The following is a 13,595-nucleotide window of genomic DNA, read 5'->3' as shown; positions in this document are numbered from 1 at the left end:
CCAACTTTACGCATGGCCTTGACGAAAACAACGCGGTGGCGGAATAAGCTCATGTTTGTTTAATAATCGATACATCGTCGCTCTTGATACCCCCAGCTCTCGTGCTGCGGCAGAAATTTGACCTTTATTATTTTCTAATACGGTTAATAATGCATTACGTTCAGATTCTTCGCGCACTTTTTTCAAGCTTAATTTATCATCAACTAAGCGCGGTATATCTAATTGTTCTGCTTCAATACATTTATTTTCTGCGAGTAATACTGCACGCTTAATTTGGCAAATAAGCTCTTGCACATTACCTGGCCACGGATATTGCAATAGCATTGCTTGCGCTTGTTCCGATAAAGACTTAGCCACACTATTATACTGACGTGCATATTTTAATAATAAAAATTCAGCTAAAACAATAATATCATCGCCACGTTCACGCAATGTCGGCACCGTTAATGATACGACGTTTAAGCGAAAATATAATTCACGTCGTAATGTCGTTAAAGTAACTAAATAATCAAATGAATACTTGGTAATAGAAATAACGCGAATATCAACAGTAGTCGCCTCACCCGCTTGATTGTAGTAATACCCTTCAGCCAATACTTGATATAACGCCTGCTGGCAAGCATCGGTTAACGCGGTAAACTCTTCTAATACCAGTACACCATTATTTGCAGCTTCAAATACCGACTCAGTACCACTGACAGTTTCAATCTGCCAATCTGCAGTCATGGTTTCACAATTAACTCGTATTACCTGTTGTTTGGCGCGCGCTGAAGCTTGAAAAATAGCGTCTGCTACTAATATTTTGCCAGTACCAATTTCACCACTAATAACGACAGGTACATCACTTAATGCAATCCGCTTAACTTGATCACGTAATTTTTTCATTACCGCCGTCGAGCCCTGCAGCCCTTGTTGACCAAAATTACCTAATTGTGGCCATACTTGACGTTCCAGGTTGAGCATACCAATCTGGTGACCTATGGTTTGTTGTAACCGCTCTGGAGGAATAGGAACAGAAAAATAATCAAGACAAAAATTAACGATAAATTGACCGATAGCTTCATTGTTCAATTGATCATCACGCACAATCGCAATCCAACGCACTTGTTTATTACGATTCACCATTGCTGAAAAACTATGAATACTAAAATCATCATGGCTAAGATCAACTACACCAATACAGGGGCCAATCTCTAACAATAATGTTTCTGCGGTACGCAAATCATAACAACGGTGACATAACCAACCAGCGGCTTCCATTGCAAGTAACCAATTTTGATTACTGCCACCAAAAACAACCAAGGTATTAGAAATCACAGTTTGTGCTTTTTTTACCATTCCAATTGTCATTTATCCCTCCTTGAATAAAGCAATTATCTTATATTTGACTTAACTACTACTTTATTAATGATATACGAACAAATGCAACTTGTTTACTATAATATGATTAAGCCTATATAAAATAATAATGTTAGCTATATTGCGGTCTCACAAATTGCTATTTGTCACTTTATTGACTCCTTTTAACAAAAAAAAGCCAAAAAAAAGCCACCGCACTGAGCGATGGCTTTTTATAATAATTCAATTAGTTATTTGTTTGTGGGCGCATTGCTGGGAACAAAATAACATCACGAATAGTATGTGTGTTAGTAAATAGCATCACTAAACGGTCAATACCAATACCTTGGCCTGCTGTTGGTGGTAAACCATGCTCTAGCGCAGTAATGTAGTCTGCGTCGTAGTACATTGCTTCATCATCACCAGCATCTTTAGCGTTAACCTGTGCTTTAAAGCGTTGGTCTTGATCTTGAGCATCGTTAAGCTCAGAGAAACCATTCGCTACTTCACGACCACCGATGAAGAATTCAAAACGGTCAGTAATGAATGGGTTTTCATCGTTACGACGCGCAAGTGGAGAAATATCAGCAGGGTATTCAGTAATAAACGTCGGTTGCATTAGTTGAGGCTCAGCTGTTTCACCAAAGATTTCTTCAAGTAATTGACCACATGTCCAGAAGCTTTCTACGTCAACATGAACAGATTTTGCGATCTTAACCATTAGCTCACGATCAGCAACGCCTTCGTAAGTTAATGCTTGGATTTCTGCGTGATCTGGGTTGTATTGCTTAATTGCATCCAACATGCTCATGCGAGTATAAGGACCTGCGAATTCAACTTCGAACTCACCGTATGGCATTTTAGAAGAACCTAATACATCAATTGCGATGCTGCTTAGCATTTCTTCTGTGATATCCATCAGATCATTGTAATCTGCATACGCCATGTAGAATTCCATCATTGTGAATTCTGGATTATGACGAGGAGATAGACCTTCGTTACGGAAGTTACGGTTGATTTCAAATACACGCTCAAAACCGCCAACCACTAGACGCTTAAGGTAAAGCTCAGGTGCAACACGTAGGTACATGTCGATATCAAGTGCGTTATGGTGCGTGATAAAAGGACGTGCTGTTGCACCACCAGGGATCACGTGCATCATTGGTGTTTCAACTTCCATGAAACCTTTAGTTACCATGAAGCTACGAATAGCTGAAACAACTTTTGAACGGATCACAAATGCACGACGAGAATCATCATTCACAATCAGATCAACATAACGCTGACGGTAACGCATCTCTTGGTCAGTTAGACCATGGAATTTTTCTGGTAATGGACGTAGTGCTTTAGTTAGCAACTCGTAGTTATCCATCTCAACGTAAAGATCACCTTTACCAGATTTTTGCAGTACCCCTTTAACACCGATGATGTCACCGATATCTAGACCAGAATATTTCGCTTTTAGCTCTTTCTGAACATCTTTAGATGCATAAGCCTGAATACGGCCAGACACATCCTGAATAGCTAGGAAAGGACCACGCTTAGCCATAACACGACCAGCGATTGCAAATACATGACCAGCTTGTTCAAGCTCTTCCTTGGTCATCTCACCGTATTTTGCTTGTAGATCAGCCGCTAAGCTATCACGACGGAAATCGTTTGGGTGGCCATTTGCTTTGCAGTTTTCGCGAATCATATCCAGTTTCGCGCGACGCTCTGCAATCAGTTTATTCTCATCTTGTACTTGGTCAGTCATGGGGGAACCCTTAAAATTTTACTGAAATTCAGTTACAGACCTGATTTCAAGCTTGCTTCAATAAAACGGTCTAAATCACCGTCCAGTACTGCTTGGGTGTTTCTGTTTTCCACCCCAGTACGTAAATCTTTAATGCGGGAGTCATCCAATACATAAGAACGGATTTGACTACCCCAACCAATGTCAGATTTAGTATCTTCACTGGCTTGTTTTTCAGCATTTTGCTTTTGCATTTCATATTCAAACAATTTTGCTTTTAACTGCTTCATTGCTTGATCTTTATTCTTATGCTGAGAGCGATCGTTCTGACACTGCACCACAATATTGGTTGGCATGTGCGTAATACGTACTGCCGATTCAGTGGTGTTTACGTGCTGACCACCGGCACCAGATGCGCGGTATACGTCGATACGTAAATCAGAAGGGTTGATATCAATAACTATATTGTCATCAATTTCTGGATACACAAATGCTGAAGCAAACGAAGTATGGCGACGACCGCCGGAGTCAAACGGTGATTTACGAACTAAACGGTGTACACCGGTTTCAGTACGTAACCAACCATAAGCATACTCTCCGCTAATACGAACAGTAACAGATTTCAGACCAGCAACATCACCATCAGAGATTTCAATGATTTCGGTTTTAAAACCTTTCGCATCTGCCCAACGCAAGTACATGCGCAGCATCATTGAAGTCCAATCTTGTGCTTCAGTACCACCAGAGCCTGCTTGAAGGTCGAGATAGCAATCAGAACTATCATGATCGCCAGCAAACATACGACGAAATTCTAACTTAGCTAACTTAGCTTCAAGCTCAGCTAACTCAGGTTCAATCTCATCAAAGGTTTCTTGATCGTCTTCTTCAACCGCTAACTCAAGTAAGCCCTCAACGTCTTCAACGCCTTGGTCTAATTGGTCAATAGTTTCAACTACCGCTTCCAACGCTGCACGTTCTTTACCTAACGCTTGAGCGCGTTCAGGTTCATTCCATACATCTGGTTGCTCTAGTTCTGCATTTACCTCTTCTAGACGCTCTTGTTTAGCATCATAGTCAAAGGTACCCCCTAAGGATATCAGTACGTGCTGACACATCCTCAAGTCGGTTTTTAATAGGATTAATTTCGAACATCGCCACGCTTCATTACCGAAATAGATATAACCGCAAGATTCTATCGAATTGTAGATAGAATATACAGAGGGAGAGAAAGGTTATCAGAAAATTAATCAAAATATGGTGACAATCTAGACTGAAAACACCAAGATCCTCACCATTAATCACTTCATAACCGAATTAGTATTATTTCGCCGCCAAGTGTTCAACCATCAATTGTACACTACGGTTACCGCGAAACTCATTGACATCTAGACGATACACTAACTCAATCTGTTGCACTGAAGCATCTGGCCAACGCTTTAGATCGACGTTAAATGCAATTGCATCAATGACGCTACCACCCGCTAACGGCTCAACCATCATTTTTAGATGTTTACCCGCCACCAGCTTTTGATGTAATAGTCGAAACGTACCGTCAAAGGTCGGCTCCGGAAATTGCTGCCCCCACGGCCCACCTGCACGCAGAATTTCTGCGGTCTCAAGTGTTAATTCATTAGATTGTAATTCGCCATCACTAAGCAAAACACCTTGGAGTGCATCTTCATCAAGAACTTGTCGTACCGCGGTATCAAAGGCAACACTAAACGCCTCTAATTGTGATTCCGGAATGGTTAATCCTGCCGCCATTGCATGACCACCAAACTTTAAAATCATTCCAGGATGTTGAGTATCAACCACATCCAATACATCACGCATATGCAATCCCACAATAGAACGACACGAACCTTTGATTTCGTCGTTGCCTGCATCAGCAAATGCAATCACTGGGCGATGGTATTTATCTTTGATTCGCGAAGCTAAAATACCAATCACCCCTTGATGCCAATCACGTTGAAACAGCACTAATCCATAAGGCATATTCTGGTGGTTAAACTGCAACCTCTCACAAATCGCTAGGCCTTCTTCTTTCATTCCTTGTTCGATTTCTTTGCGGGTTTGATTAAGTGCATCAAGTTCTGATGCCATGCGACGCGCCGCTTGAATGTTGTCACACAATAATAACTCAACCCCAAATGACATATCATCTAAGCGCCCAGCAGCATTAATACGTGGCCCTAATGCAAACCCAAGATCGCTAGCCACTAACCGCGCTGGATCACGGTTGGCAACTTCAATTAACGCCTGAATACCAGGGCGACATTTACCAGCACGAATACGTTGTAATCCTTGATGGACTAAAATACGGTTATTACCGTCTAATGCCACCACATCAGCAACGGTGCCTAATGCGACTAAATCAAGCAGTTCAGCCAGATTAGGAACGGCTAGCGCTTGTTGTTCAAACCAGCCGTTATTACGTAATTCAGCCCGTAGCGCTAACATTAAATAAAACGCCACCCCAACGCCGCATAATGCTTTTGATGGAAAGCCACATTGGCCAAGGTTTGGGTTCACCATCGCGTCAGCTTCAGGTAAACAATCACCAGGCAAGTGATGATCGGTAACCAGCACTTTTACCCCTTGTGCTTTTGCTGCTGCAACACCGCTAATCGAAGAAACACCGTTATCAACCGTCATGATCAACTCAGCCCCACGCTCAATCGCTTGTTGCGCTACATCAGGGCTTAAACCATAACCGTCATCAAATCGATTCGGAACTAAATAATCGACATTACGACAGCCCAACATTTTTAAAGCCAAAACAGATAATGCTGAGCTAGTGGCACCATCGGCATCAAAATCACCGACAATAATAATACGGGTATTATTAGCCAATGCCGTCACTAACAATTTAACAGCATCGCTCATACCGTGAAGTTGGTTATAGTTAAGTAGCCCTTTAGCGCCGCGTTCCAGCTCAGCGTCATTGCTAATACCACGACTGGCATAAATACGTTGTAAAATAGCGGGGATTGCACTAGAGAAGCCTTGAGGATCGGCAACAGGACGACGCTTTATTTCTATCATAATAACGGCTTCTTTAAGGGAATGATTATCTTTTCATCTTAACCAAATCACCACCAACAAAAAAGCCTGATATCAGTATCAGGCTTTATATTCAATGGCGCAGTGGGTTATCAGTTAGTTAGCTTTTGCTTTGCTATCTAATAACTGTAGCAATGCTGCTGGCGGTTGGTAGCCAGGGATCATCGTGCCATCTTCTAGTACGATTGCAGGCGTTCCATTAACCCCCATCGCAACACCTAATTGATATTGCTCCATCACTAAATCAGGACGTGGCGTGATCTTTGATTCATCAAAAGTGCCATTTTTCGCGTCATGCATCGCTTTAGCACGATCTTTAGCGCCCCAAATCGCACTCATTTGGCTGAAGTTACTTGAACGCTCGCCACCGCGTGGGAAAGCAAGGTAACGTACTGTAATACCGGCATCGTTATAACCTTGCATTTCATTATGCAATTTACGGCAATAACCACAGCTGGTGTCTGTAAACACAGTCACCACATATTTTTCATTTTTAGCAGGATAAACAATCATGTCTTTATCCATACCCGCCAATTTAGCTTTATTTAACTGTGCCATTTTTTGCTCAGTTAAATTAATCGGCTCAACACCAGTATTTTGGTATAAATGCCCCGCTAAGAAATATTGTCCGTCATCAGAGGCATACACAACACCACGTTCAGTCACAACTTCATTAACTCCCGCCATCGGTGAGGCTGTAATTGAGCTTGGCGTTAAACCAATATTTGAAAGTTGCTTAGTGATAGCTGCTACATCAGGTTTTGCAACCGCAGAAAAAGCAGTCAGTGCAACAGCCGTAGCCAGCACGGTGCGACGAATAAAATGCATCTTGTTATTCCCTTTTAAAATGATGACTATCTCGATATAACTACAGACCGAGATCACAACTATATAGTTTCAATTACACTACTATTTTTATGTCCGCAGCATAAATGAAGTATCCCTAAATACAAATATTATCGCTAGTTTTATCTAACAATATCTCATAATTATGCACGAGGATGGTGGCTTTGATGCAATTGTTTCAATCTTTCCGTCGCAACATGGGTATATATTTGAGTGGTTGATAGATCACTATGACCAAGCAACATTTGTACCACTCGCAAATCTGCGCCGTAATTAAGCAAGTGAGTCGCAAATGCATGCCGCATTACATGGGGTGATAAAGTATCGGCATCAATGCCAGCTAACACCGCATAATATTTAATTCGATGCCAAAATGTTTGGCGTGTCATTTGCCTTGCTCGTCGGCTAGGAAATAACACATCTGAACTTTTTTCACCTAATAATACTGGCCGACCACTGTCAATAAACTGCTCAATCCAATCAACGGCATTTTCACCCATTGGCACTAAACGTTCTTTATCACCTTTACCTGTTACCCTCACAACACCTTGACGTAAGCTGACTTTATCCATGGTTAAAGTTACTAACTCTGTCACACGCAGCCCGGTGGCATACAATAACTCCAACATTGCCTTATCACGCAATTGCAGCGGGTCATTAACATCAGGCGCTTCTAATAAGGCATCAACTTGCGCTTCGGTAAGATCTTTAGGTAGCCGTTGTGGCAATTTAGGCGTAACAAGCATCGCACTAGGATCATCTACGCGCACTTTTTCACGGTACAAATATTGAAATAAACGTCGAATAGCGGACACCATTCGTGCCCGTGATGTTTGTTTATAATCTTGATCAAATAGCCATAATTGATAACGTTGTAAATCATCAATCGAAGCCTGAGATAGCGCAATATTTTGCTGTTGCATCCATTGCTGTAATTTTTTTAAATCATTACGATAAGAAGCAAGAGTATTTTCAGATAACCCTCGCTCCATCCACATCGCATCGAGAAAGCGTTCAATAATAACATCGTCGGTTACCATTTTTACCTCGCCATAAGCTGTGTCATAAGACGGTTTAAATACATGGATAAAAACACAGTAATTAGCGCATGATAGGATATTTATTCTGAAAAGTAACCTCGTTCTCTGTTTATTAATCTTAAACTTATCGCTTTCAATGCCAGCCGAGTCTTGAGCTCAAACAACAATAACGAGTACACTTTAATCTAATAATACGCACACAGGGTACACGACATGAAAATTGGTTTGTTTTATGGCTCAACCACCTGCTATACCGAAATGGCAGCAGAAAAAATTCGTGATTGCCTCGGGGCTGAACTCATTGAATTACATAACATTAAGCACACGCCAGTAGCAGAAATGAACCAATATGACATGTTGATTTTAGGCATTTCAACCTGGGACTTTGGTGAAATCCAAGAAGATTGGGAAGCAGTGTGGCAACAACTCGATAGTTTACAATTACAACAAAAAACAGTAGCACTGTTTGGTCTTGGCGATCAGGAAGGTTATACCGAGTGGTTTTTAGATGCGATGGGCATGTTGCACGATCAACTCTGCTCCACTGGGGTGCAATTTATCGGTTATTGGCCCAATGATGACAGCTACCAATTTCAAGCATCAAAAGCGTTAACTGCAGATGAACAATTTTTTGTCGGTTTAGCGTTAGATGAAGATAGCCAATATGAATTAAGTGATGCCCGCATTGAACAATGGTGCGAACAGATTATGCTGGAATACGCACAACTACCATAAGAGCTTAACGGCGATAAACGATACCATATAAAAAAGGGACGCCAATATAATATGGCATCCCTTTTTTGTTTAACAATAACAGTGTTATTACACAGCAACAGTATCGCTATGATTATTGTTGGTCTTAACACCGACAAAGCGGGTTATCACCAGTGCAATCAAGGTTGGTAATACCCAGCCCATACCGTAATTAAATAGTGGTAAGCTACTGAACATTGATACATCAAACTGCAAGTACTTCGCCACATCAATCATACTAAAGATAAAAGAAACTAACAGAACCACACGGTAGGCTAAACGTGGATTTGGTAACCATTTACGCACTAAAGTTAATGCTACCAGAGCAATCGCGACAGGGTACAAGGCAAATAATACGGGTATCGACAATGAAATCAGCATATTTAAACCAACATTTGCCACAATTGCACACACGATAGCTAATAGTACTGCCCACTTTTTATAAGATAGTGGTGTTAGGGTACTAAAGTAATCAGCACACGCACTGATTAGGCCTATCGCGGTAGTTAAACATGCTAGCAATACAATGCTCGATAAAATAATTTGTCCCGTTGAGCCAAATAACGCCATCACATAAGTCGTTAAAATAGCACCGCCATTACCGACACCAGCCGCAATACTCGCACTGGTCGCGCCAAGATAAAACAATGACACATACACAAACGCTAAACCTGCTGCAGCAATTAAGCCCGCATAGATAAGATATGTACAGGTAGTCTTATCATCAGTGATGCCTTTGCTTCGAATCACATCAACAATCAACATACCAAACATCAGCGCCGCAAAAGTATCCATGGTGTTGTAGCCTTCAAGGAAACCTTTGGTAAACGGTTGAGTGATATATTCACCTTGCGCTGCAATAATACTGCCTTGTGGATTCATGAACACAGCAATCGCAAGTATCGTCAATACTACAAATAAAGCCGGTGTTAAAAACTTACCGATCATGTCGATCAATTTACCGCGAGACCAAGCAAAAAACAGTGCTACAGCAAAAAAAAGGATAGAAAAAATAGTTAAGCTGGTTTGACTCGCATCAGTAATAAACGGTTTAACAGCCATTTCATAGGCAACAAGACCGGTACGAGGTGCAGCGAACGCAGGGCCAATAATGATAAAAATCAATACCGCCATTAATGTTGCTACTTTTGACGGTAAATCACGGGTTAACCCACTCCAACCACCACCTGCAATAGCGACAGCGATAATACCAATTAAAGGTAAGCCAACCGCAGTAACTAAAAAGCCTGACATTGCAAGTAACATATTATCACCAGCTAGCTGTCCTGCTAACGGTGGAAAAATGATGTTGCCCGCACCTAAAAAGAACGCAAAGGTCATAAAGCCTAGCGCGATAATATCTGTTACTTTGAGTGTTTTTTTCAAACTGCACCTTCCACTCGCTAATGGGTTATATTGTGTCTGCATTTTTTATAATAAGTAGCACCTAATATATATCGCTATAATTATTGTGCCTCGTAGCATAATGACTAAAAATAGTACCCTTAGCAATAGACCAGATAAAAACACCATATAATCCAGTTAAGCAGCGAATAAACCGAAACTAACAACCAATTTAAAACCAAAAAACAAAATAAAAAGCCATTTTAAACCATAAATACCATACTTACAAAAAAGATATAACAACTGATTAACAACAAATAAACAGTTTATTATCAAGTGTGATTTTTTGATTATATCACCATCGTTTTATATGCTTTATGAACCCTAACAGTAATACTGTCACCCAAGGATCCATCATGAGTCGCAGCTTTAGTTTTAAACAATTTACTATCAATGATCACGGTTGCGGCATGCCAATCAGTACCGATGGAGTATTATTAGGCGCGTGGGCAAGATTACCGCAGCAAGGGCATATTGTTGATATTGGTACCGGTAGTGGCTTATTAGCATTAATGGCTGCACAGCGTACATCTACAGCAATGATCACTGCGATTGAATTAGATGCCGCAGCCGTCACCGCCGCAACGGCTAACTTTGCAGCATCACCGTGGCAGTCTCGCTTACAATGCATTGACAGTGACATTACTCACTGGTGTCAAGCTATTGCAGCTGAATCGATTGATAGTATTATTTGTAATCCACCTTATTTTAATACTGGTCAGCAGGCACAACAACAACACCGCGCGACTGCACGCCATACCGATACTCTTAGTCACCAACAGTTATTGGCGACTATTCGTCATTTGTTAACCACTGATGGCTGTGCCAGTCTTATTCTACCGACTTATGAAGGCCAGCAACTGCTCACTCAAGCTGCGGCATACGGTTTATACTGCCAACGCCGTTGTGATGTTCGTTCGACACCACATAAACCGTTTATGCGCACATTGATTGAATTAACAAAAAATTGTGCCATTACTGAGCAACACCAGCTTTGCATTCATACTGAAAACAGCTATTCATCTGATTTTATTGCACTTACTAAAGATTTTTACTTAAAAATGTAATCGCTAACAGCATAAAACTTAATTCTATAATGGTGAATATTGATCATTAACTGAAGTTTTTATGTTTTAATCGGTGTTACTTACGCCAAGAGTGGATATAATGCCGCCCCTTAATATAAATACCCATGTTCTGGTTACGCTTTAAAAGCACAGTGACGAGAACATATTTAGCATTTGTCTTGGGAGAGATAACTGGTGAAAGACTTTTCCGAATTAGAGTTAGATAGCGAGCTATTACGAGCGATTGACGAGATCGGCTATAGCCGCCCAACCGTAGTTCAAGCGCAGGCTATCCCTCATGCCCTTGACGGTAAAGATGTCATGGCTTCTGCACCAACAGGGACCGGAAAAACAGCCGCGTTTTTACTGCCAATGATTCAGCACTTGCAAGATTTCCCGCGTAAAAAACCGGGGCCTGCACGTGTACTGATCTTAACCCCTACTCGTGAATTAGCGATTCAAGTTACTGAGCATGCGCGTGCGCTGGCTAAATACACTAACTTAAAAATATTTACCATTACTGGTGGTATCTCTTACGATGAGCACGCTGAGCTACTAGGCAAAACGCAAGATATCGTTGTGGCAACACCAGGTCGTTTAATGGAATACATTGAGTCAGAGAAATTTGATTGCCGTGCAATTGAATGTCTAATTCTTGATGAAGCTGACCGTATGTTGGATATGGGCTTTGGTAAAATTGTTGAGCGCATCAACCATGAATGTCGCTGGCGTCGTCAGAGCTTATTATTCTCGGCAACCTTAGAGGGTAAAGGCGTACGTGAGTTCTCAGAAACTATTCTGAATGAACCACTTGAAGTCAATGCTGATCCTTCTCGCCGTGAGCGTAAGAAGATCCACCAGATGTACCTGCGCTGTGACAATATGGAGCACAAACTCGCTCTATTAGAAAACATCATTAAAGATCAAGCTGAACGCACCATCATCTTTGTGAAAACACGTGAGCGTCTAGCTATCCTTCGCAGTCAATTAGACGCAATGGGTATCCCTTGTAACTGGATTCAAGGTGAAATGGCACAAGCTGCGCGTACTAATATGATCACCCGTTTCCGTGATGGTGTCGTGAACGTATTAATTGCGACAGACGTTGCTGCTCGTGGTATTGATTTACCCGATGTTAGCCATGTGATTAACTTTGATCTACCACGTACAGCTGAAGTATATGTACACCGTATTGGTCGTACTGCACGTGCTGGTAAGAAAGGTACTGCCATCGCCTTAGTTGAAGCACATGACCAAGGTATGATCGAGCGTATTAGTCGCTACATGAAAGAAGAAATTCAAGAACGCTTTATTCATGGCTTGCGTCCACAGACCAAAAAACCAAGCACAGCCAAGAAAAAGAAAAAAGTAAATAAAAAAGTAAAAGAAGCGAAAGCGAAAAAGAAAATCAAACAAGCAGCTAAAAAAAGCCAAGCTAAGTCGTAATTTCTCTTTTACAACATAGATAAAATAATAAGGCCAACGCTAAGACGTTGGCCTTTTTTTGATCTTAACAAACGATAGCAATGTTAGTTTTGCTGTTCGCGCTTAAACACCAATTCTTTCGCCGTTGATTCTGCTGCTACGAAATAATAACCTGCGCAATCAAATTTCTTTAAGGCTTCAATCGAGGTGATTTGGTTATCAATAATGTAACGCACCATCATGCCACGGGCTTTTTTAGCGTAAAAACTAATCACTTTATAAGTGCCATTCTTGCAATCTTTAAAAATTGGTGTGATTAATTGAGCATTCAACTGCTTTGGTTTCACCGCTTTAAAATATTCATTAGATGCAAGATTGATCAGAATATCATCGCCTTGTTCTGCTAATGCTTGATTCAATTTATCAGTAATAATATCGCCCCAGAACTGATACAAATTAGTTCCACGAGGATTGGTTAATTTGGTCCCCATCTCAAGACGATAAGGTTGCATCAAATCTAATGGACGTAATAAACCATATAAACCAGACAGCATGCGTAAATGCTGTTGAGCATAAGCAAACTGCTCTTGTGTCATCGTTTCAGCTGCAAGACCGGTATAAACATCGCCTTTAAAAGCCAATATTGCCTGACGTGCATTGTCTTGAGTAAATTGAGGCTGCCACTCAGCAAAACGAGCTGCATTTAGTCCAGCAATTTTATCACTGACCTTCATTAAGCTTGCAATATCCATTGGCGTAAGTTCACGGCAGACATCAATCAGTTCAGCAGAATGATCCGTAAGCTCTGGTAACGTAAATGTTGATGTTGCCAATGGCGATTCATAATCTAACGTTTTTGCTGGTGATACCACGATTAACATAAGGCTTTTTCCTTTAAAGTCTGACGCAACTAGACTACCACCA

General features: G+C 41.1%; 11 protein-coding genes. 3 read left to right on the top strand and 8 right to left on the bottom strand.

From position 1 onward, the window contains the following. Positions 1-6 precede the first annotated feature (6 nt). The 6 genes from BTN98_RS00765 to xerD form a co-directional block, all read right to left on the bottom strand. Positions 7-1,350 carry a sigma-54-dependent transcriptional regulator gene (locus BTN98_RS00765; protein WP_231730666.1) on the bottom strand — a complete coding sequence of 448 codons (1,344 nt, stop codon included), beginning with the start codon at positions 1,348-1,350 and terminating at the stop codon, positions 7-9. Positions 1,351-1,585: 235 nt separating this feature from the next. Next, on the bottom strand, positions 1,586-3,094 hold the full coding sequence (gene lysS / locus BTN98_RS00760; RefSeq protein ID WP_060997641.1) for a lysine--tRNA ligase: 1,509 nt from the start codon (positions 3,092-3,094) through the stop codon (positions 1,586-1,588). Positions 3,095-3,126: 32 nt separating this feature from the next. Beyond that, positions 3,127-4,225, bottom strand: a protein-coding gene (gene prfB, locus BTN98_RS00755) for a peptide chain release factor 2 (RefSeq protein ID WP_105029937.1) whose coding sequence is annotated in 2 segments (ribosomal slippage) — positions 3,127-4,149 and positions 4,151-4,225 — 1,098 coding nt in all. Because the reading frame shifts where the segments join, the coding sequence is not laid out codon by codon here. 168 nt (positions 4,226-4,393) lie between these two features. Further along, complete coding sequence (gene recJ, locus BTN98_RS00750) at positions 4,394-6,118, bottom strand: single-stranded-DNA-specific exonuclease RecJ (RefSeq protein WP_060997640.1); 1,725 nt, start codon at positions 6,116-6,118, stop codon at positions 4,394-4,396. A gap of 114 nt (positions 6,119-6,232) precedes the next feature. Further along, positions 6,233-6,964, bottom strand: a complete 732-nt coding sequence (dsbC, locus tag BTN98_RS00745) for a bifunctional protein-disulfide isomerase/oxidoreductase DsbC (protein ID WP_060997639.1) — start codon at positions 6,962-6,964, stop codon at positions 6,233-6,235. A gap of 161 nt (positions 6,965-7,125) precedes the next feature. Next, positions 7,126-8,022 (bottom strand): site-specific tyrosine recombinase XerD, encoded by an 897-nt coding sequence (xerD, locus tag BTN98_RS00740; RefSeq protein ID WP_060997638.1) that lies wholly within the window; start codon positions 8,020-8,022, stop codon positions 7,126-7,128. 213 nt (positions 8,023-8,235) lie between these two features. Here xerD and fldB point away from each other — a divergent pair, with 213 nt between their 5' ends. After that, on the top strand, positions 8,236-8,757 hold the full coding sequence (gene fldB, locus BTN98_RS00735; protein ID WP_060997637.1) for a flavodoxin FldB: 522 nt from the start codon (positions 8,236-8,238) through the stop codon (positions 8,755-8,757). A gap of 87 nt (positions 8,758-8,844) precedes the next feature. Here fldB and brnQ read toward each other — a convergent pair whose 3' ends face one another. Next, positions 8,845-10,161: a branched-chain amino acid transport system II carrier protein gene (brnQ, locus tag BTN98_RS00730; protein ID WP_060997636.1), complete on the bottom strand. Its 1,317-nt coding sequence runs from the start codon at positions 10,159-10,161 to the stop codon at positions 8,845-8,847. 374 nt (positions 10,162-10,535) lie between these two features. Between brnQ and BTN98_RS00725 the strand changes: the two genes are divergently transcribed. Both BTN98_RS00725 and srmB read left to right on the top strand, forming a co-directional pair. Then, a complete protein-coding gene (locus BTN98_RS00725) occupies positions 10,536-11,246 on the top strand; it encodes a tRNA1(Val) (adenine(37)-N6)-methyltransferase (protein ID WP_060997635.1) in 711 nt (236 codons plus the stop codon). A 195-nt stretch (positions 11,247-11,441) separates the two neighbouring features. Beyond that, positions 11,442-12,692, top strand: coding sequence for an ATP-dependent RNA helicase SrmB (gene srmB / locus BTN98_RS00720; protein WP_060997634.1), 1,251 nt, complete (start codon positions 11,442-11,444; stop codon positions 12,690-12,692). A gap of 83 nt (positions 12,693-12,775) precedes the next feature. Here srmB and yaaA read toward each other — a convergent pair whose 3' ends face one another. Then, positions 12,776-13,552, bottom strand: a complete 777-nt coding sequence (gene yaaA, locus BTN98_RS00715) for a peroxide stress protein YaaA (RefSeq protein WP_060997633.1) — start codon at positions 13,550-13,552, stop codon at positions 12,776-12,778. Between the last annotated feature and the right edge of the window lie 43 nt (positions 13,553-13,595).

Origin of the sequence: Photobacterium aquimaris (assembly GCF_002954455.1) — a bacterium.
Classification (GTDB): domain Bacteria; phylum Pseudomonadota; class Gammaproteobacteria; order Enterobacterales; family Vibrionaceae; genus Photobacterium; species Photobacterium aquimaris.
This window is presented reverse-complemented; position numbering and strand designations above follow the sequence as displayed.